Origin of the sequence: Mesorhizobium sp. M4B.F.Ca.ET.214.01.1.1, assembly GCF_004791545.1 — a bacterium.
GTDB lineage: Bacteria > Pseudomonadota > Alphaproteobacteria > Rhizobiales > Rhizobiaceae > Mesorhizobium > Mesorhizobium abyssinicae.
This window is the reverse complement of record NZ_SRUX01000002.1, coordinates 432,160-453,403: the sequence shown is the minus strand read 5'-3', so window position 1 is coordinate 453,403 and position 21,244 is coordinate 432,160. Positions and strand designations below refer to the sequence as shown.

The window sequence follows — 21,244 nt, the reverse complement described above, 5'->3', positions numbered from 1 at the left end:
ACCATGCTGTTCTGGGTCATAGCCGCGATCCTCACGCTGGGCGCCAGCCTGGCGGTGCTGCTGCCGCTGGCCGGCGGCACCAAGGGCGCGTCCAGCGCCGGCGAGCATGACCTCGAAGTCTATCGCGACCAGTTGTCGGAACTCGACCGCGACGTGGCGCGTGGCCTGATCCAGCCGGCGGAGGCTGAGGAAGCGCGCGCCGAAATCGGTCGTCGCATCCTGCGCCTGGGCGCTGCTGGTCAGTCCGGCCCGGCCGCCCGGCGGTCATCCATGGCGACCAGGCTGGTCGCGACGGCGGCCGTGCTGGCGGTGCCACTGGTCAGCTGGGGCCTCTATATCAAGCTCGGCTCGCCCGACCTGCCGTCGCAGCCTCTGACGGAGAGGCTCGCCAAGAACCCCGCCGACTCCTCGGTCGACGAACTGGTGGCGCGCGCCGAGGCGCATCTTGCCGCCAACCCGTCCGATGGCAGGGGCTGGGACGTGCTGGCGCCGGTCTATCTGCGGCTGCAGCGCTATTCCGACGCGGTCAGCGCCTACCGCAACGCCATCCGCCTCGACGGCGACAGCGCGGCCCGCCAGGCCGGTCTCGGCGAGGCGATCGCCAACGCCGCCGGCGGCATCGTGTCGGCCGAGGCTCAGGCTGCCTTCGAGGCGGCGCTGAAGCAGGACCCCGCCAATGCGAAGGCGAGCTTCTATCTGGCGATGGGCTTGGCGCAGGAGGGCCGCACCGGCGAGGCGACGGCGGCCTGGCAAAAGATGCTGGCCGCGCTGCCGCCGGACTCTCCGTGGCGCGGCGCGGTCGAGCAGGCGCTGGCCGACACGGCAAGCAAGTCCGCTGCGGCGGGCGCACCCGCCAACGGCCCGGATGCGCAAGCCGTGGACGCCGCGCAGCAGATGTCGCCCCAGGACAGGCAAGCGATGATCGAGACCATGGTCGCCAGCCTCGACGAAAAGCTCAAGCAAAACCCGCGCGATGTGGAAGGATGGATGCGGCTCATTCGTTCCTATGCGGTGCTGGGCAAGGCCGACCAGGCGCGCGATGCGCTCGGCCGCGCCATTGCCGCCTTTGGCGCCGACAGCGAGGAAGCGAAGAAATTCACCGCCTTTGCCGCCACGCTCGGCCTGGCGGCGACGGAGTAGACGATGACGCGCAAGCAGAAGCGACTGTCGGTGATCGTGGCCGGGCTGGCATTCCTCGCCGCCGCGACCGGTCTCACCTTCTACGCGCTTGGCCAGAAGGCGTCCTATTTCTACATGCCCGGCGATCTGGCAACAGCGACTGTCCAGCCCGGCCAGCGCATCCGCCTTGGCGGGCTCGTCGAAAAGGGCACGATCGTGCGCGGGCAGGGCGCGACGGTCGCCTTTTCGGTGACCGACAAGCAGAAATCGGTCAAGGTCACCTATACTGGCATCCTGCCCGACCTGTTTCGCGAGGAGCAGGGCGTCATCACAGAAGGCAGCTTTGGCGCGGACGGCATTTTCGTCGCTGACAGCGTGCTTGCCAAGCATGACGAGCGCTACATGCCGAAGGAAGTCGCCGACGGGCTGAAGGCCAAGGGTGTCTGGCAGGAAAGCAAGAGCCAATAATGGTCGAAACCGGACATTTCGCGCTCGTCCTGGCCTTTGCGCTGTCATTGGTGCAGATGCTGGTGCCGCTCTATGGCGCGCGCGTCGGCAACCTGAAAATGATGGCGGTTGGCGGTCCGGTGGCGGTCACCGGCTTCGCGCTCACCGCGCTGTCCTTCGCCGCGCTGGCCAGCGCCTATGCCGGGTCCGACTTCTCGGTGGCGAGCGTCTGGGAGAACTCGCACTCGCTGCAGCCGCTGATCTACAGGATCACCGGTACCTGGGGCAACCACGAGGGCTCGATGCTGCTCTGGGTGCTGATCCTGACCTTTTTCGGCGCGCTTGTCGCCGTGTTCGGCTCCAACCTTCCGGCAACCCTCAGGGCCAATGTGCTCGCCGTGCAAGGGACGATCGGCGCCGCCTTCTTCCTGTTCATCCTGGCGACGTCCAATCCCTTCATCCGGCTCAATCCGGCGCCGATCGAGGGCCGTGATCTCAACCCCATCCTGCAGGACCTCGGCCTCGCCATCCATCCGCCGCTGCTCTATCTCGGCTATGTCGGCTTCTCGATCTGTTTCTCCTTTTCGGTCGCCGCGCTCATCGAGGGCCGCATCGACGCCTCCTGGGCGCGCTGGGTGCGGCCATGGACGCTGGTCGCCTGGATGTTCCTCACCGGCGGCATCGCCATGGGCTCCTACTGGGCCTATTACGAGCTCGGCTGGGGCGGTTTCTGGTTCTGGGACCCGGTCGAGAACGCCTCCTTCATGCCGTGGCTCGCAGGCACGGCGCTGCTCCATTCGGCGATCGTCATGGAAAAACGCTCGGCGCTGAAGATATGGACGCTGCTGCTCGCCATCCTCACCTTCTCGCTGTCGCTGCTTGGCACCTTCCTGGTGCGCTCCGGCGTGCTCACCTCGGTGCATGCCTTTGCCACTGACCCGGCGCGCGGCGTTTTCATCCTCTGCATCCTGACGCTGTTCATCGGCGGTTCGCTGGCGCTGTTCGCGCTGCGCGCCTCGAGGCTGACAGCCGGCGGCCTGTTCCATCCGATCTCGCGCGAGGGCGCGCTCGTCCTCAACAATCTGTTTCTCACCACCGCCACGGCAACCGTGCTCGTCGGCACGCTCTATCCGCTGGCGCTCGAAGCCGTCACCGGCGGCAAGATCTCGGTTGGCGCGCCGTTCTTCGACCTCACCTTCGGCCCGCTGATGCTGCCGCTCTTGGCGATCGTGCCGTTCGGGCCGCTGCTTGCCTGGAAGCGCGGCGATGTCCTTGCGGCCGCCCAGCGCCTTATGGCGGCCTTCGCCGCAGCGCTCGTCGCCGTGCTGGTGACGGCGCTGTTCATCGACGGCGCCTCGGTGTTCGCCGCCCTTGGCGTCGGTCTCGCCGTCTGGCTGCTCTGCGGCGCGCTCACCGATCTCGCCGTCAAGTCCGGGCTCGGCAATGTTGCGCCGGCGGTTGTGCTCAGCCGCTTTACCGGCCTGCCGCGCTCCGTGTTCGGCACCGCGCTTGCCCATCTCGGCCTTGGCCTGACCCTGCTCGGCATCGTCGGCACGGTCTCATTCGGCACCGAGAAGATCCTGACCATGCACGCCGGCGAAACGGTGGAGCTTTCCGGTAACACGCTGCGCTTCGAGGGCCTCTACCCGGCGCAGGGACCGAACTACAGCGAGGATCGTGGCCGCTTCCTCGTCATCGGCACCGACGGCAACGCCAAGGGCGAGATCAGCTCGGCAAAGCGCTTCTATCCGGTGCGGCAGACGACGACGACCGAATCCGGCATCAGGACGATCGGGTTCAGTCAGCTCTACCTTTCGCTCGGCGACGAGGGCAATGACGGCTCCGTCGTCGTTCGGCTGTGGTGGAAGCCGCTGGTGACGCTGATCTGGGGCGGCGCCCTGGTGATGATGGCGGGCGCTTTGATGTCGCTGATGGACCGCCGCCTGCGCGTCGGTGCGCCGTCGCGCCGCCGCAAGCCGGCCGGCGCCGCGCCTGCCGCGAGCGCGCCATGAAGGTCAGGCTTTCGCTCGCCTCGCTGGCGTTGCTGCTGGGCCTGCTCTTCGCCGGCAGCGCCTTCGCGGTGAAGCCCGACGAGGTGCTCGCCGATCCGGCGCTGGAGGCGAGGGCGCGCGCGCTGTCGGAAGGGCTGCGCTGCATGGTCTGCCAGAACCAGTCGATCGACGAATCCGACGCCGACCTCGCCCGCGACCTGCGCCTCCTGGTGCGCCAGCGCCTCGTTGCCGGCGACAGCGACCAGCAGGTGATGGACTACATCGTCTCTCGCTATGGCGAGTTCGTGCTGTTGAAGCCGCGCTTCAGCCTGCGCAACGCGCTGCTGTGGGGCACGCCGGTCATTCTTCTCCTTGCCGGCGGGTTGTTCATCCTGCTCAGCGCCCGCTCACGCCGCTCGGCCCCCGCGAACACGCTCACCGCCGAGGAGCAGGCGGCGCTGGACAAGATGCTGCGCGACTGAGCACCAACATTACAAAACTTTCATGTACCGGAAATGGCGCCGTAATGTGCGGCTCTCTATTCCTCTTGCCGGAGGATGCCAGCCTGAGCGCATCCCTTGTGAAAGAGGATACGAGACCCATGAATATTGCCCCCAATTCATATTTCGGCACCCGCAAGCGGCTGACCGCGACCGTTGCGTCGCTGGCTGTCATAGGCGCGCTCGGCGTCGGCGCGCTCGCCACCGGAACCGCCCCCGTTCTGGCCGATGCAGTGCGTGTCGAGGCGCCGCAGGTTCCAAGCTTCGCCGATGTCGTCGAGCGCGTTTCCCCGGCCGTCGTCAGCGTCAAAGTCAAGGCCAAGATCGAGCCCGCCGCCGATGACGGTTCCGACCAGTCCGACGATCAGGACGGCATGAACAACCTGCCCGACAATCCGCAGCTGCGCCGCTTCTTCAAGGAATTCCGTGGCTTCGGCGATCAGGGCGGCCAGTTCGGCATGCGCCGTTTCAATCACCGCGGCCACAATGACGGCCAGCCGCGCCCGGTCGCTCAGGGCTCCGGCTTCTTCATCTCCGATGACGGCTACCTCGTCACCAACAACCATGTCGTCGAAGAGGGCTCCGCTTTCACCGTGGTGATGAACGACGGCAAGGAGCTCGACGCCAAGCTGATCGGCACCGATCCGCGCACCGATCTCGCCGTGCTCAAGGTCGAAGGCGACGGCAAGTTCACCTATGTCGACTTCGCCGACGATTCCAAGGTTCGCGTCGGTGACTGGGTGGTGGCCGTCGGCAATCCGTTCGGCCTTGGCGGCACCGTGACCGCCGGCATAGTCTCGGCCCGCGGCCGCGATATCGGCGCCGGCCCCTATGACGACTTCCTGCAGATCGACGCCTCGGTAAATCGCGGCAATTCGGGCGGCCCGACCTTCAACCTCAACGGCCAGGTCGTCGGCATCAACACCGCGATCTTCTCGCCCTCGGGCGGCAGCGTCGGCATCGCCTTCGACATCCCGGCCTCGACCGCCAAGGAAGTGGTGCAGGACCTGATGAAGAGCGGCTCCGTCCAGCGCGGCTGGCTGGGCGTCGAGATCCAACCGGTCACCTCCGACATCGCCGAGTCACTCGGGCTGAAGTCCGAAAAGGGCGCGCTGGTGTCGAGCGCCCAGGACGACGGCCCTGGCAAGAGGGCAGGTATTGCCGCCGGCGATGTCATCACCCAGGTCGACGGCAAGGACGTCGCTTCGCCGAAAGAGCTCGCCCGTCTGATCGGCGCCTATGCGCCGGGCAAGTCGGTGGATGTCACCGTGTGGCGCGACGGCAAGAGCGAGAACGTCAAGGTCGACCTCGGCAAGCTGCCGGCGGGCGACAAGCAGGCGTCGAACGATGACAGCAAGCAGCCGGCGACGCCAAAGGCCGATACGCTGGCCGATCTCGGCCTCACCGTCACCAAGTCGGATAACGGCAAAGGGCTGGTGGTCACCGATGTCGATCCCGACAGCGACGCCGCCGATCGCGGCATCCAGCCCGGCGATGTCATCACCTCGGTCAACTCGACCGAGGTGAGCGGCACGGCAGATGTCGACAAGGCGATGGCCGACGCGGTGAAGTCGGGCCGCAAGGCGGTGCTGGTGCAGATCACCCGCGACGACGCGAACCGCTTCGTCGCGCTGCCCGTCGCCAAGGGCTGACGATCGCGCAACTTTTCCCGAAGCGGCGGTTTCAACACCCCCGAGCCGCCGCAGGGGAAAGCACGGGGCCCGAATACGTTAGTCAGTCACCGTGTTCCGACCCCGGCGGCAGCGGGCTTCCCATCGCCCGCTGCCGCTCCCAACCATCAAAGGCCCTGATGCTCATGCCGGCCACTCAATCTCAGAGCGAAATTGCGTATAACGGCTCTATGAAGATTCTGGTCATAGAAGACGATCGCGAGGCCGCCGACTATCTGCAGAAGGCCTTTGCCGAGGCCGGCCACACCGCCCATGTCGCCGGCGACGGCGAAACCGGCTTCGCGCTCGCCGATGCCGGCGACTATGACGTCATGGTTGTCGATCGCATGATGCCGCGCCGCGACGGCCTGTCGGTGATCGCCGGCCTGCGCTCCAGGGGCAACACGACGCCGGTGCTGATCCTGTCGGCGCTGGGCGAGGTCGACGATCGCGTCACCGGCCTGCGCGCCGGCGGCGACGACTATCTGACCAAGCCCTATGCCTTTTCCGAACTGCTCGCCCGCGTCGAGGTGCTGAACCGCCGCGCCAGCGCCAGGGAAGCCGAAACCGTCTACCGGGTCGGCGATCTCGAGCTCGACCGGCTCTCCCATTCGGTCCGCCGCGCCGCGCGCGAGATCACGCTGCAGCCGCGCGAGTTCCGCCTGCTCGAATATCTGATGCGCCATGCCGGCCAGGTGGTGACGCGGACCATGCTGCTCGAGAATGTCTGGGACTATCATTTCGATCCGCAGACCAACGTCATCGACGTCCACGTCTCGCGCCTGCGCGGCAAGATCGAGAAGGGTTTCGACAAGCCGATCCTGCACACGGTTCGCGGCGCCGGCTATATGCTGAAGGGCGGGTAGCACCTGCCATGGCATTGTCCGTGCCCGCCATCATGAGGACGACGGCAGCGCGGCTCTCGGCGCTCTATTTCCTGCTCTTCGCCCTGTGCGCCGTGCTGCTGGTCTTCTACATGACCTCGCTGTCGGCGCGCATGCTGACCGCGCAGACGCAGGAGACCATCAACGACGAGGTACTGGGGCTTGCCCGCGCCTATCAGCGCGGCGGCCTGCCGGTTCTGGTCCGCGTTGTCGAAGCCCGGTCCCGCCAGCCCGGCGCCAATCTCTATCTCATCGCCGACGCTAACGGCCAGATCCTGACCGGCAACGTGCAGAGCCTGGCGCCCGGGGTGATCGAGACCGAGGGCTGGACGACCGAGCCGTTCTCATATCAGCGCTTCGGCGAGGGCGAACTCGAACGGCAGCGCAATCAGGCTCCCGACCAGACCACGCCCCCGGCTGGCGAGAACGAGACGCAGTCCGAGGGCGAAAAGGGCCACAACGCGATCGCGCTGGTGCTGAGACTTCCCAACCAGATGATCATGCTGGTCGGCCGCGACCTCGGCGAGCCCGAGCGCTTCCGCGCCGTCATCCGCCGCGCCCTGATGCTGGCGCTGGGCATGATGGGGCTTGGCGGGCTCCTGATCTGGTTCTTCGTCGGGCGCGCCGCGCTGAAGCGCATCGACAGTGTGTCCGAGGCCAGCCGCCGCATCATGGGCGGCGACCTTACCGGTCGTCTCCCGGTCACCGGCGCCGGCGACGAGTTCGATCGCCTGTCCGAGAACCTCAACGCCATGCTGGCCAGGATCGCCAAGCTGAACGAGGGGCTGAAGCAGGTTTCCGACAACATCGCGCATGATCTGAAGACGCCGCTGACCAGGCTGCGCAACCGCGCCGAGGCAACGCTTGCCGGCCGGCAAAAGACCCCCGACTACCGGCAGGCGCTGGAAAGCACGATTGCCGAATCCGACCAGCTGATAAAGACCTTCAACGCCATCCTGATGATCTCCAGGCTGGAGGCCGGCTATTCCTCGGAGACCACCAGCCCGGTCGACCTTGCGGCAGCCGTCCGCGACGTCGTCGAGCTCTACGAGCCGGTGGCCGAAGAGGCTGGCGTGACGATCGAGACCTCCGTCGAGGAGGATTTCGCCGTCAACGGCAATCGCGAACTGATCGGCCAGGCGCTTTCGAACATCGTCGACAATGCCATCAAATATTCGACCGACGCGACGACGAAGCCGTCCGTCCGCGTGGCGCTGCAGCGCATCGACAGGGAAGTCAGGCTGTCGGTCACGGACAATGGCCAGGGCATTCCCGACGATGCCGATCGCGCCAGGGTGACCGAGCGCTTCGTGCGGCTGGAGAAGAGCCGCTCGCAGCCAGGGTCGGGCCTAGGCCTGAGCCTCGCCAAGGCGATCATGACTTTCCACAAGGGCAGGCTTGATCTTCTGCCCGCCAATCCCGGATTGTCCGTTATCATGAGTTTTCCCGCACGGGAGAACCAATGATGGCGGTGAGGATGGCTGCGAAACGCATTGATACCGAATGGCGCCTGCAACCGGCGGCAACGCTTTTGCCGCTGGACGCAGATCGCGCAAGACGCGAATTGTCGGAAATCGCTTCGGCGGCCGCGGAAGAAGGCCTTGCCCGCCTGGAAACATTCCTGGCGGCCGAGGGCGTGGACCAGGACCTCCTCGCCGCCGTCTTCGACCTGTCGCCATTCCTGCGCGATGTGGCGCGGCGCCGCCCGCAAATCCTCGATGTCTTGTTCGACACCGATGTGAAGGCTCGGCTTGCAGCGATCGGCGAGGCCATAGGCAAGGCGGCGCGGGCCGAGACGGTCTCCGAACAGAGCCTGATGATGGAGCTCAGGCAATGGAAGACGGAGTCGCATTTCCTGATCGCCTTGGCCGATCTCGCCGGCGAGGCCGAGCCGGCGCTGACCGTGCGGCGCCTCAGCGACCTCGCCGACGCCTGCACCCGCGCCGCCGTCGATTTTTTGCTGCGCGACGCGCACGGGCAGGGCAAGCTCAGATTGCCCAACCCCGAAAACCCGGCGCGCCAGTCGGGCTGGATCCTGCTCGGCATGGGCAAGCTCGGCGCGCATGAGCTGAATTTTTCGTCCGACATCGACCTCGTCGTCTTCTTCGATCCCGACGCGCCGGCGATCGTCGATCCGCTCGATGCGACGGAATTGTTTGCGCGCCTCACACGCCGCCTCGTGCGGATCCTCCAGGACCGCACCGAGCATGGCTATGTCTTCCGCACCGATTTGAGGCTGCGGCCCGATCCCGGCTCGACGCCGCTGGCGATACCGGTCGAGGCAGCGCTTCACTACTATGAGGGGCGCGGTCAGAACTGGGAGCGCGCCGCCATGATCAAGGCGCGTCCCGTGGCCGGCGATCTCGCCGCGGGCGCTGCGTTCCTGAAAGAGCTGCAGCCTTATGTCTGGCGCAAATACATGGACTACGCGGCGATCGCCGACGTCCACTCAATCAAGCGCCAGATCCATGCGCACAAGGGCCACGGCGAGATCGCGGTCAAGGGCCACAACGTCAAGCTCGGTCGCGGCGGCATCCGCGAGATCGAGTTCTTCGTCCAGACGCAGCAGTTGATTGCCGGCGGCCGCTTCCCGGAACTGCGCGGCCGCGAGACGGTGCCGATGCTCGGCCAGCTTGCCGCGCGCGGCTGGATCACCGCCGACGCGCGCGATGCCCTCGCCCGGCAATACTGGTTCCTGCGCCGCGTTGAGCATGCCATCCAGATGGTCGCGGACGAGCAGACCCATATCCTGCCCGAGAGCGACGAGGGGCTGGAGCGCATCGCCCGCATGCTCGGCTTTGTCGACCAGGCGCGCTTCGCCGAGGCCTTCCGCGCCTCGCTGCAGCAGGTCGAGCGTCACTATGCGGCTTTGTTCGAGACCGCGCCGGAACTTTCGGCCGGCGTCGGCAACCTGGTCTTCACCGGCGACGTCGACGATCCCGATACGCTGCAGACCTTGCAGCGCCTCGGCTTCCAGCGGCCGAGCGACATCTGCCGCGTCATCCGCGGCTGGCATTTCGGCCGCTACCGCGTCACCCTGTCGGCGGAGGCGCGCGAGCGGCTGACCGAACTGACGCCGGCGCTGCTCAAGGCTTTCGGCCAGACGCGGCGGGCCGACGAGGCGGTGATGCGCTTCGACGAGTTCCTTGCCGGCCTGCCTGCCGGCATCCAGCTTTTCTCGCTGCTGCAGTCCAACCCGGCTCTGCTGAAATTGATGGCGACGATCATGGGCGCCGCCCCGAGGCTTGCCGCCATCATCACACGCCGGCCGCATGTCTTCGACGGCCTGCTCGATCCGGCTCTGCTCGCCGAACTGCCCGACCGCGCCTATCTCTCGGCGCGGCTCGCCGCTTTCATCGAGGGCGACCGCGCCTACGAGGACGTGCTCGATCGCTTGCGCATCTTTGCCTCGGAACAAAAATTCCTGATCGGCGTCAGGCTGCTTGCCGGCGCCATCGATCCGGCCCGCGCCGGCCGCGCCTTTTCCGACCTTGCCGATCTCACCATCGAGGCGGCATTGCAGGCGGTCATCGCCGAATTCGCGCTGCGCCACGGCAGCATCGCCGGCGGCACGGTGGCGCTGCTCGGCATGGGCAAGCTCGGCAGCCGCGAGCTGACGGCGGGCTCCGATGTCGACCTGATCCTGCTCTACGACCACGATCCGGACGCAGAGGAGTCCGACGGCGAAAAGCCGCTTGCGCCCTCCCACTACTATACCCGCATGACGCAGCGCCTGATTGCCGCCGTCTCGGCGCCGACGGCGGAGGGCGTGCTCTACGAGCTGGACCTTCGCTTGCGCCCCTCCGGCAACAAGGGGCCGGTCGCCACTCACGTCGATGCCTTCAAGAAGTACCAGCGCCAGGACGCCTGGACCTGGGAGCACATGGCGCTGGCGCGGGCGCGCGCCATAGGCGGTGACGCCGCACTCTGCGCCGAGGTGGAGACGGAGGTGGCCGCCGTGCTGGCCCTGCAGCGCGACGCCCCCAAGGTGGTGGCCGAGGCGTCGGAGATGCGCGCGCTGATCGAGAAGGAAAAGCCGCCGCGCGACCGCTGGGACATCAAGCTGATCCCGGGCGGCCTGATCGATCTCGAATTCATCGCCCAGGTGGCGGTGCTCACCGGCCATGTCGTCGAGGCTGGCCGCAGGGTGACCGCGACGGCCGACATCCTGGCGCGGCTTTCTCCCGATTTCGCCGGCGCCGATGTCAGGCAGCAACTGTGCGATGCCTACGCGCTCTATCTCGCGCTGACCCAGATGATCAGGCTCTGCCTCACCGGTGAGTTCCAGCGCGACGACGTGCCGCCGGGGCTCTCGGATCTGCTTCTGGCGGTGACCGACCTGCCGGATTTCGCTGTTCTGGAAGCGCATCTCAAGGACACGTCGCGAAAGGTCAGACAGGATTTCGACCTCTTGCTTCGTGCTAAGAACTCATGACGAAGGGATGAATGTTACGGCGAGAGCGTCGGGCCCGATGCGGAGGAAATCCGATGCTCGAACAAAGAGATGGATGGCGGCCTGAATCTGATTGAGAGGTTGCCGTCCTGGCATCGGGGGTGACGATGCAACAGGAGAAGACCATGAGAAAGTCTACCAAGCTTGCCCTTGCTTTCATGGCGCTCGCGGGCGCTGTCGGCACCACGGCCTATGCCGAAAACAACGCCAGCGCCAAAATGCGTGACGACATGATGCAGCGCCTCGACGAGGCGCTGAAGGGCCCCAACGGCGCCATCACCTTCGACCAGTTCTCCGACGCCATGGACTCGCGGCTGAAGAAGCTCGTCGCCGAGAATGGCGGCAGGCTGACTGTCGGCGAGCTCGCCGACGCGCTGGAGAAGGCGCGCTTCGAGCGCATGGCAAGGCGCATCATCGCGCGCTTCGACAGCAGGGGCGACGGCACGCTGACCGCAGACGACATCACGAGCCGCCAGAAGAAGCTGTTCGCCATGCTGGACAGGAACAATGACGGCAAGATCGAAAAGGGCGAACTGCCGAAGGGCGGCCGCTTCGGACGTCATCGGCAGTGGGACGGCGGGGACGGCGACGACGGCGTGCAGTGAGGCTGAATGATCTGGATCCGGCGACTGGAGTGCCGGACTCTCGAAAGGCCACGTTCTTTCGCGCCCCCCTCTGTCCTGCCGGACAGAGGGGGTGCTGTCCCGCCGACATAGCCGGATTCTGAAACACGCGAAGCTGAAAAACTAAGCCGCAGCTTTTACCGAAGGCGTCGCCTTCTTCAGCGGGATGCGCACCGACACGATCGTGCCGACGCCTTCGGTCGAGCGGATCTTCAACGCGCCGCCCTGCAGCTCGGCCAGCGAGCGCGAGATGGCGAGCCCAAGGCCCGACCCGGCATGGTTCTTGGAGAACTGGTTCTGCACCTGCTCGAACGGCCGGCCGAGCTTGCTCAGCGCCGACTTGGGGATGCCGCAGCCATTGTCCTCGATCGTCAGAACCAGCGCTCCTGAAGCGCTGCGCGCCCGCACCGAGATGTGCCCGCCCTGACCGGTGAACTTCACGGCGTTGGAAAGCAGATTTATGGCGATCTGCTTGATGGCGCGGCGGTCGGCGAACAGCCGCATCGCATCGGCGATGCGGGTCTCCACCGTGATCGACTTCTCCGCCGCCTGCAACGAGATGACGCGCACCGTCTCCTTGATCAGAGGGCAGAGGTCGATCTCCTCGCGGTCCATCGAGAACTGGCCGGCCTCGATCTTCGACATGTCGAGTATGTCGTTGATGACGCCGAGCAGGTACTTGCCGCTGCCGTTGATGTCGGTGGCATATTCCTCGTAGCGCGGCGAGCCGAGCGGCCCGAACAGGCCCTGTTCCATCAATTCGGAGAAGCCGATGATGGCGTTGAGCGGCGTGCGCAGCTCATGCGACATGTTGGCCAGGAATTCGGACTTCGCCCGGTTCGCCGCCTCGGCGCGTTCGGTTTCCTTCATGTATTTGCGGTTGAGTTCGACCAGTTCCCTGGCGCGCTCCTCTTCCGCCCGGCGGGCGAGGCTGAGGTCGTGGATCGTCGCCATCAGCCGTCGTTCGCTGTCGACCAGCTTTTCCTGGTGCAGCTTGATCTGGGTGATGTCGGAGCCGACCGAGACGGTGCCGCCGTCCCTGGTGCGCAATTCGTTGACCTGCAGCCAGCGGCCGTCGGCAAGCTGGCGCTCGAACGTCGAGCCGCCCTGTGGGCCGTTGGCGTTGGCCAGCCTGCGCTCCGAGGCGAAGGCCAGCATCCGCTCCTCCAGCACGGCGCGGACGGCGCCCGGCATCACGTCGCGGTCCGACAGGCCGTTGTCCTTCTGGTATTTGGAATTGCACATGATCAGCCGCTCGGCGGCATCCCACAGCACGAAGGATTCGTTGATGTTCTCGATGGCGGTCCGCAAGCGCAGATCCGCCGCCTCCGAGCGCAGCGCGAGATGCCGCTGCTCGGTGACGTCGACGGCGATGCCGATCAGCTGGATCTCCGGCGCCTCGGGGTCGATCACCTGGGCCCGCGCGCGCATCCATACCCATTGGCCGTCGGCGTGCCGCATGCGGAACACCTGGTCGATATGATCGATCTCGCGCTCGACGATGCGGTTGGCGAGTTCGAACAGGTCGCCGTCCTCGGGATGGATGATCTCGTCGACCTCGCCGAAGGACAGCATCGTGTCGCAGGGCTCGTAGCCCAGCATGTCGTACATCGAGCGCGACCAGTACATCTTGCCGCGCACCATGTCCCAGTCCCACAGGCCGCAGCGGCCGCGCACCAGCGCCATGTCGATGCGCTGATGCGCCTCGAGGTAAATGCGGTCGGCGGCCTGGGCGCGCGCCGCCTGGCCGAAATAGGCGTAGAGGATGATAATCAGCACGCCGGCCGTCAGCACGAACAGGGTGACGTTGAGCGAGACCGTCTTGCGCCAGCTGTCGAAGACTGCGTCTTTCGGCACCAGAGCGGCGGCGGCGTTCTTGCGGCTGGCCGTCAGGCTCACCGCCGCGTACCAGTCCTGCCCGCCGATGCTGACCTCCATGACGCCGGCGCGCTCGCCGAACATGAACAGCGGCTGGCCGCCGAGAACGAGGCTGTCCAGCGAACGCCCCTGCCAGCCGCTCGACAGCGGCGACACGGCGATGATCTTGAAGCTGCCGTCGGTGATCGCCAGCACATGGCTGCGGCCCATGGCGCCCTGGCGGCCGGTGCTCTCCATCAGGTCCGCCGCGCTGACGGTGGCCGCATTCGGGTCGGCGGCGATCGCGCTCGCCATCTGGCCCACCGCCAGCGAAAGGATTGCCTTGGCGTCGCGCTCGACCTCGTCGCGCTCGTTCATCAGCGACAGGACGCGCAGCGCGGCGATGACGATCAGGAAGATGATGATGAGGGCAGGGATCGAGCGGCGCAGCCACGGCTCGGCCGCCAGCAGCCGCCGATAGGCGGGTTCGGCGATCAGCCTTGTATTGCCGGCAAGGCCGTCGCGCCGCGCCTTGCGACGCTCAAAAGCCTTCCCTCCGGGCGCGCCCCACGCGTCCGCCTTGGCCATAAATGGCTACTCCCCGAATTCCCTCTGCTTGATGATCCGGTTACGCCGCACGTCCGAATCGTCATTAAAGAATCAAAGGTGATTCGCGTTGTCCAGAGGCGCGGCCAAAAAAGATTAAAAGTTGATTGAAATTCGTCGAAACTGCCAATCTCCCCCCACGAGGGGGGAGATCGCTAGTCACGCCAGCGTCCGCTCGACGATATCCCTTAGATCCGCCGACAGCTTTTCCGTGCCTGCGATCGCAAGCAGCGCCTCCCTGGCCTTGGCTTGGCGCCCCGGCTCCAGCGATCGCCAGGAGCGCAACGCGGTCGCCAGCCTGGCCGCCACCTGCGGATTGCGTTTCTCGACCTCGAGCACGGTCTCGGTGAAGAAGCGGTAGCCTTCGCCGTCGGCGCGGTGGAAGCCGGTCTGGTTGGCGCTAGAGAAGGTGCCGATGAGCGAGCGCACACGGTTCGGGTTGGCCATCGAGAAGGCCGGATGCCCGGTCAGCGCGCGCACCGTCTCGACGGTCTTGGGGCCGGGCACGCCGGCCTGGATCTGGAACCATTTGTCCATCACCAGCGCATCGTTGCGGTACTTGGCCTCGAAATCGGCCAGCGCCTGTTGCGCTTCGGCCGACCCGGCATGGCGGTGCGCCAGCACGGTCAGCGCGGCCGCGCGGTCGGTCATGTTGCTGGCGGAGCGGAAGTGAGTTGCCGCAAGCGCGGCGCCTTCCGGCAGCAGCGCCAAATAGTCGAGCAGGATGTTGCGCAGCGCCCGCCGGCCCGCACTCGCCGCATCGGGGCTGAATGGCCCCTTGTCGGCAAGCCGCTCGTAGAGGCCGGTGAAGTTTTCCCGGTTCGCCCTGGCAATGGCCAGTGCCAGCGCCTCGCGGGCGGCCAAGATGGCGTCGGGATCGATGCCCTTGCCGATGTCGCGGGCGATGTCGGCTTCGCCCGGAAGCGAAAGCGCCAGCGCCCGGTAGGCCGGCTCCAGCGTCTCGTCGGCGGCGATCCTGCCGGCAAGTTCGGTGAGCCGCTGGGCAAAGGCCGGCGGCTTGCCGCCGAGCACCTGGCGGAAGGCTGCGATCAGCGCATCGGTGAGCAGCGTGTTGAAGGCCTGCCAGCGCGAGAAACTGTCGCTGTCATGGCCGGCAAGGAAGAACTGGTCGTCGGTCTTCTGCTCGACCGACAGCGTGACCGGTGCCGAGAAGCCGCGGTTGAGCGACACCGCCGGGCGCTCGGCGACGCCGGTGAAGCGCACGACATGCCGGCGCTTGCGGATGTGGATGACTCCGTCCTCGACGGTGGCGCCCTCGACGTCACCGTAAGAGACGGGCTTGCCGCCGGCACCGACCAGACCGAAGCCGAGCGGAATGTGCATCAGCCGCTTGCGGCTCTCCGACGGCGTCGGCGGCACCGACTGCTCGATCTCCAGCGTGAACTCCTTTGCCCGTGCGTTGTGCGAGGAACTGACGGTCAGGTTCGGCGTGCCCGCCTGATGGTACCAAAGCGCGAATTGCGACAGGTCGCGCCCCGAGGCGTCCTCGAACACTTTCAGGAAATCCTCGATGGTCGCCGCCTCTCCGTCATGCCGCTCGAAATAGAGGTCCATGCCGGCGCGGAACGCTTCGGCGCCGAGGATGGTGCGGATCATGCGCACCACTTCCGAACCCTTCTCGTAGACGGTCGCCGTGTAGAAGTTGTTGATTTCGCGGTAGCGGCGCGGCCTGACCGGATGCGCCAGCGGCCCCTGGTCCTCGGGGAACTGGTGCGCGCGCAGCGTGCGCACCTCGGCGATGCGCTTGACCGCCCGCGAGCGCTGGTCGGCGGAGAATTCGTGGTCGCGGTAAACGGTCAGCCCTTCCTTCAGGCAGAGCTGGAACCAGTCGCGGCAAGTGATTCTGTTGCCAGTCCAATTGTGGAAATACTCATGCGCGATGATCGCCTCGATATTGGCGAAGTCGGCATCGGTCGCGGTCTCCTCGTCGGCCAGCACATACTTGTCGTTGAAGATGTTGAGGCCCTTGTTCTCCATCGCGCCCATGTTGAAGTCGGAGACGGCGACGATGTTGAAGACGTCGAGGTCGTATTCGCGGCCGAAGGCTTCCTCGTCCCATTTCATCGAGCGCTTCAGCGCATCCATCGCATAGCCGGCGAGCCGCTCCTTGCCCGGCTCGACATAGATGCCGAGCTCGACCGTGCGGCCGGACAGCGTGGTGAAACTGTCGGCGACCTTGCCGAGCGCGCCTGCCACCAGCGCGAACAGGTAGGACGGCTTGGGGAAGGGGTCGTGCCAGACCTTATAGTGCCAGCCATCCGCAAGCACGCCGCTTTCGACAGGATTGCCGTTCGACAAAAGCAGCGGCGCTTCGTTGTGCGGCGCCTCGATGCGCACCGTGTAGATCGAGAGGATATCCGGCCGGTCGAGGAAATAGGTGATGCGCCGGAAACCCTCGGCTTCGCACTGCGTGCAATAGACATTGCTGGAGCGATAGAGCCCCATCAGCGCTTCATTGCGCGCCGGCGCGATTTCGGTTTCCAGCACCAGCTCGAAGCGGGAGGCGGCCGGCGGCTTCAGGACGGCGAGTTCGTCCGGCGTCGCCGCGTAGTCCACCGGCTGGAGGTCACGGCCGTCAATGGCAATACCGAGCAGCGTCAGCCCGTCGCCGTCGAGCACCAGCGGCGCCGATGCGGCAACGCCTTCGCGGCGCTCGATGGTGAGCGTGGCGATGACGCGGGTGGCCTCGGGGGAAAGGCGGAAAACAAGGCTGGTCTGCAAAATGAGATAGTCGCTGGGGCGATAGTCTTCGAGCTTGAAGACATGGCCGGTATCGGTGCGCATTCCCAAGGGTTTTCCTGTCTGTTCCCGGCGCGGCAAACGGGCCCGCTGGTCCAAAAAAATCGAGGTTCGCGCTCTTTACACGAAACGGTCACTCGACAAAACTGCGCCTATGCCTATTTCAGGCATCCATCCCCCCACCGTCATCGCGAGGCATCCATGACCGTCGTCACACCGAAATTCGGCATGGGCGCCTCCGTGTTGCGTCGCGAAGACCAGGCCTTCCTCAAGGGCGAGGGCCGCTATACCGATGACATCAAGCCGGCCGGCCTGCTGCATGGCTATGTGCTGCGCTCGCCTGTCGCCAAGGCGGGCTTCACCATCACATCCACCGAAGCGGCGTCAGCGGCGCCGGGCGTGCATCTTGTGCTCACCGGCAAGGACATCGCCCATCTCGGCAAGCTCAAATCTGGCGTCATGCAGCGCCAGCCCGACGGCACCAGGGCGCCGACCCGCGACATCCCGATCCTGTGCGGCGACAGGGTCAACTATGTCGGCGATGCGGTGGCTTTCGTCGTCGCCGACAGCCGCGCGCTGGCGCAGGACGCGGCCGAGCTGATCGAGGTCGACTATGACAGCGAGGATGCCGCTTCCGGCACCGCCACGGCGCTGGATGAAGGCACGCCGCTGGTCTGGCCGGAACTCGGCTCCAACCGCGCCTTCACCTACCATATTGGCGACAAGCAGAAGACCGCGGCTGCCTTCGCCAGGGCCGCCCACATCACCCGCATCGAATTCATCAACAACCGGCTGGTCTGCAACTACATGGAGCCGCGTTCGGCCATCGGCGAATGGAACGTGGCCGAAAGCCGCTTCGTGCTGACCACCGGGTCGCAGGGCGTGCATTCGATGCAGTACATCATCGCCGAGCTGTTCAAGATCAAGAAGAGCGAGCTGCGCATCATCACGCCGGACGTCGGCGGCGGCTTCGGCCCGAAGGCCTTCGTCTATCGCGAGTATCCGCTGGTGCTGGAGGCCGCCAAACGGCTCGGACGGCCGGTCAAATGGGCCGGCGATCGCACCGAGCATTTCCTCACCGACGCCCAGGGGCGCGACAATGTCGTCAAGGCAGAGATGGCGCTCGACAAGGGCGGCCGCTTCCTCGGCATGAAGGTCGAGCTGCTGGCCAATATCGGCGCCTATGTTTCGCAATATGGTCCGTTCATCCCCTATGTCGGAGTCACCATGTCGACAGGCGTCTACGACATAGGGGCGATCGACGTCTCGGTGACCGGCCTCTACACCAACACCTGTCCGGTCGATGCCTATCGCGGCGCCGGCCGCCCGGAAGCGGCGCTGCTGCTGGAGAAGCTGGTCGATGCCTGCGCGCATGATCTGGGCCTGCCGGTCGAGGATATCCGCCGCCGCAATTTCATCCGCCCCGAGCAGTTCCCATATCGCACCCAGACCGGCCGCCTCTACGACACCGGCGAGTTCGCCGGCCACATGGACCGCGCCATCGAGCGGGCGGAGTGGAAGGCGTTTCCGCAGCGGCTCGAACAGTCGAAGGCGGCGGGAAGGATCCGCGGCATCGGCATGGCGACTTACATAGAGGCCTGCGCCTTCCCGGGCTCCGAGCCGGCTTTTGTCGAGCTCAACGGCGATGGCACGGTGACGCTGAAGATCGGCACGCAGACCAACGGCCAGGGCCATGCCACCGCCTATGCGCAGTTCCTGTCGGACAAGCTCGACCTGCCGATTGACCGCATTCAGGTCCGCCAGGGCGACACCGACGATCTGAAGGATGGCGGCGGCACCGGCGGCTCGCGCTCGATCCCGCTCGGCGGTGTTTCGGCGTCCCGCGCTGGCGAGGATCTGGCGAACAAGATCAAGCGCATCGCGGCCGACGAGCTCGAAGCCTCGGCCGGTGACATCGAACTGTCCGACGGCGTGGCCCGCATCGTCGGTACCGATCGCACAATCGATTTCGCCAGCGTCGCCAGGGCGGCGAAAACCGCGGACGACCTCAAGGGCTTCGGCGAATTCGTCCAGGACGAATGCACCTATCCCAACGGCACCCACATCTGCGAGGTCGAGATCGATCCCGACACCGGCGCCACCGAGATCCTGCGCTACACCATCGTCGACGATTTCGGCGTCACGGTGAATCCGATCCTGCTTGCCGGCCAGGTGCATGGCGGCGTCGTCCAGGGCATCGGCCAGGCCCTGACCGAGAACACCGTCTATAGCGAGGACGGCCAGCTCCTGACGGCAAGCTTCATGGATTATGCCATGCCGCGCGCCGATAGTTTTCCGTTCTTCCATTTCGAGACCCGCAACGTGCCTTCGACCACCAATGCGCTGGGCATCAAGGGGGCAGGAGAGGCCGGCACGATCGGCGCCACGCCGGCGGCGCTCAATGCGGTGACCGACGCGCTCTGGCGCGCCCACGGCATCAGGCATATCGAGATGCCGGCCACGCCGGCGCGCATCTGGACAGCGATCCGGGACGCATCGCCAAGGTGAGCGGCGGGGCGGGAGCGGAGCCGCAAGGCGACGGCAGACACCACAGCACGCTGCGGGGCATCGCGCTGAAGATCGTCTCGGTGGCGGTCTTTGTCGGTATGCAGACCTGCATCAAGGCCGCCGGCGATGTGCCCGCCGGGCAGATCGTTTTCTTCCGCTCCTTCTTCGCCATCTTCCCGATCATCGCCTTCCTGGCGTCCAGGGGGCATCTGGCCACGGCATTCGCCACGAAACGGCGGTTCAACCACGTCGCGCGCGGCCTTGTCGGCGTCGGCGCCATGGGGCTCGGCTTCTTCGCGCTGACCAGGCTGCCGCTGCCCGAAGCGATCACGTTGAACTACGCGCAGCCGCTGCTGGTGGTGGTGTTCTCCTCGATCTTCCTCGGCGAGGCGATCCGCGTCTACCGCTGGAGCGCGGTCGCTGTCGGCCTCGTCGGCGTCCTGATCATCTCCTGGCCGGAGCTGACGCTGCTGCGCTCGGGCGCGGCGCTCGATGACCAGGAGTTGCTGGGCGTCATCGCCGCCTTCGCCGCCGCCGCGATCTCGGCCGTCGCCATGCTTCTGGTGCGCAACCTCGTCCAGACCGAGAAGACGGCGACGATCGTGCTTTGGTTCTCGGTGACGGCGAGCGTCATGGCGCTGTTTTCGGTGCCCTTCGGCTGGCAGGCGTTGACGCCGACGCAGGCCGCCCTTCTGGTTGTCGCCGGCTTTTGCGGCGGGCTCGGCCAGATCCTGATGACTTCGGCCTACCGTCACGCCGAGGCCTCGGTCGTCGCGCCCTTCGAATACACCTCGATGATCCTCGGCGTCGTCGTCGGCTATCTTGTGTTCGGCGATGTGGCATCGCTCAACACGCTGGCCGGCGGTCTAATCGTGGTGGCGGCCGGCATCTTCATCATCTGGCGCGAACGCCAGCTTGGGCTTGAACGCACCCGAACAAGAAGGGCGACGCCGCCGCAGGGGTGATCAAGACCGCTCGGCCCGCTCCTTCGCCAGCCGCACCAGCACCGCCCGCGTCTGCTCGTCCGCCGGGAAAAAGGTTTCGATCGCCAATTCCGACAGCGTGACATCGAGCGGCGTGCCGAAGACGGTGATCGTGCTGATGAAGGACAGCACCTGATCGCCATGCGCGAGCCGGAGCGGATGCACGATACCGCTCGGCTCGACCGGGGCCGGCCGCGCCCTCTTCAGCCCGGACGGATAGGCCCGCAATTCCCGTTCCAGCTCGATCAGCACCGGGTCGCCGATGGCGTCGTTCTGATGCTTCAGCCGTTCGAGCAGATGTGCCCGCCATTCGGCGAGGTTGACGATGCGCGGCGCAACGCCGCCCGGATGCAGGCTGAGCCGCAGCACATTGACCGGCGGCGCAAGCAGCGACGGCTCGGAAACATCGGCGAGGAATGGGGCGATTGCCGCATTGGCCGAGACGAGGTTCCAGTGGCGGTCCACGGCCAGCGCTGGGAACGGCTCGTGGCCCCGGAGCACCGTCTCCACTGCCGCCATTGCCGGCGCCAGCGCGGCATCGGAGAGCTGCTTCTCGCTGAAGCTCGGCGCGAAGCCCGCCGCCAAGAGCAGTTGGTTGCGCTGCCGGAGCGGGATTGAAAGTTGCTCGGCAAGGTGCAGCACCATTTCGCGCGAGGGCTGGGCGCGGCCGCTTTCGACGAAGGAGAGATGCCGCTGCGAGATCTCGGCCTCCATGGCGAGGTCGAGCTGGCTCATGCGCCGGCGCGCGCGCCACTCGCGGATGAGGCTGCCTGCGGAAATTTCGGATGTGGTCATAGGGGAAGGACTAAGGCGGGGAGGGGAGTAATTCAATTACCTGGGAGG

14 protein-coding genes are annotated in these 21,244 nt (G+C 66.2%); 11 read left to right on the top strand and 3 right to left on the bottom strand.

Features of this window, described 5'->3' with window-relative positions:
• The first annotated feature begins 3 nt into the window (after window positions 1–3).
• The 9 genes from ccmI to EN857_RS05445 all read left to right on the top strand — a co-directional run bounded on the left by ccmI (window position 4) and on the right by EN857_RS05445 (window position 11,669).
• Entirely contained in the window at window positions 4–1,140 is a 1,137-nt protein-coding gene (gene ccmI, locus EN857_RS05485; RefSeq protein ID WP_127391051.1) for a c-type cytochrome biogenesis protein CcmI, read from the top strand.
• A 3-nt stretch (window positions 1,141–1,143) separates the two neighbouring features.
• On the top strand, window positions 1,144–1,587 hold the full coding sequence (gene ccmE / locus EN857_RS05480) for a cytochrome c maturation protein CcmE (protein WP_127391052.1): 444 nt from the start codon (window positions 1,144–1,146) through the stop codon (window positions 1,585–1,587).
• Window positions 1,587–3,578, top strand: a complete 1,992-nt coding sequence (locus EN857_RS05475; protein WP_127391053.1) for a heme lyase CcmF/NrfE family subunit — start codon at window positions 1,587–1,589, stop codon at window positions 3,576–3,578. The genes ccmE and EN857_RS05475 overlap by 1 nt, the downstream gene beginning before the upstream one ends.
• Window positions 3,575–4,039, top strand: coding sequence for a cytochrome c-type biogenesis protein (locus tag EN857_RS05470; protein WP_127391054.1), 465 nt, complete (start codon window positions 3,575–3,577; stop codon window positions 4,037–4,039). The genes EN857_RS05475 and EN857_RS05470 overlap by 4 nt, the downstream gene beginning before the upstream one ends.
• A 119-nt stretch (window positions 4,040–4,158) precedes the next feature.
• Window positions 4,159–5,709, top strand: coding sequence for a Do family serine endopeptidase (locus tag EN857_RS05465; RefSeq protein ID WP_127391055.1), 1,551 nt, complete (start codon window positions 4,159–4,161; stop codon window positions 5,707–5,709).
• Window positions 5,710–5,918: 209 nt separating this feature from the next.
• Window positions 5,919–6,593: a response regulator transcription factor gene (locus EN857_RS05460; RefSeq protein WP_187331196.1), complete on the top strand. Its 675-nt coding sequence runs from the start codon at window positions 5,919–5,921 to the stop codon at window positions 6,591–6,593.
• 8 nt (window positions 6,594–6,601) lie between these two features.
• On the top strand, window positions 6,602–8,077 hold the full coding sequence (locus tag EN857_RS05455; RefSeq protein ID WP_127391056.1) for a HAMP domain-containing sensor histidine kinase: 1,476 nt from the start codon (window positions 6,602–6,604) through the stop codon (window positions 8,075–8,077).
• Window positions 8,077–11,046 carry a bifunctional [glutamine synthetase] adenylyltransferase/[glutamine synthetase]-adenylyl-L-tyrosine phosphorylase gene (locus EN857_RS05450; RefSeq protein WP_187331252.1) on the top strand — a complete coding sequence of 990 codons (2,970 nt, stop codon included), beginning with the start codon at window positions 8,077–8,079 and terminating at the stop codon, window positions 11,044–11,046. Before EN857_RS05455 ends, EN857_RS05450 begins: the two co-directional genes overlap by 1 nt.
• A gap of 143 nt (window positions 11,047–11,189) precedes the next feature.
• Window positions 11,190–11,669 (top strand): hypothetical protein, encoded by a 480-nt coding sequence (locus EN857_RS05445; protein WP_127391058.1) that lies wholly within the window; start codon window positions 11,190–11,192, stop codon window positions 11,667–11,669.
• 141 nt (window positions 11,670–11,810) lie between these two features.
• On the opposite strand, the gene EN857_RS05440 is transcribed toward EN857_RS05445, so the two are convergent.
• Together EN857_RS05440 and pepN are read right to left on the bottom strand one after the other, a co-directional pair.
• A complete protein-coding gene (locus tag EN857_RS05440; RefSeq protein WP_127391059.1) occupies window positions 11,811–14,132 on the bottom strand; it encodes a PAS domain-containing sensor histidine kinase in 2,322 nt (773 codons plus the stop codon).
• A 177-nt stretch (window positions 14,133–14,309) separates the two neighbouring features.
• Window positions 14,310–16,955 (bottom strand): aminopeptidase N, encoded by a 2,646-nt coding sequence (gene pepN, locus EN857_RS05435; protein ID WP_128346632.1) that lies wholly within the window; start codon window positions 16,953–16,955, stop codon window positions 14,310–14,312.
• Between the two features lie 156 nt (window positions 16,956–17,111).
• On the opposite strand from pepN, the gene EN857_RS05430 reads away from it, so the two are divergent.
• Window positions 17,112–19,418 carry a xanthine dehydrogenase family protein molybdopterin-binding subunit gene (locus EN857_RS05430; RefSeq protein ID WP_135858077.1) on the top strand — a complete coding sequence of 769 codons (2,307 nt, stop codon included), beginning with the start codon at window positions 17,112–17,114 and terminating at the stop codon, window positions 19,416–19,418.
• On the top strand, window positions 19,415–20,383 hold the full coding sequence (locus tag EN857_RS05425) for a DMT family transporter (RefSeq protein WP_127392800.1): 969 nt from the start codon (window positions 19,415–19,417) through the stop codon (window positions 20,381–20,383). Before EN857_RS05430 ends, EN857_RS05425 begins: the two co-directional genes overlap by 4 nt.
• On the opposite strand, the gene EN857_RS05420 is transcribed toward EN857_RS05425, so the two are convergent.
• Window positions 20,384–21,196, bottom strand: a complete 813-nt coding sequence (locus tag EN857_RS05420; RefSeq protein WP_127392799.1) for a helix-turn-helix transcriptional regulator — start codon at window positions 21,194–21,196, stop codon at window positions 20,384–20,386.
• Window positions 21,197–21,244 lie beyond the last annotated feature (48 nt).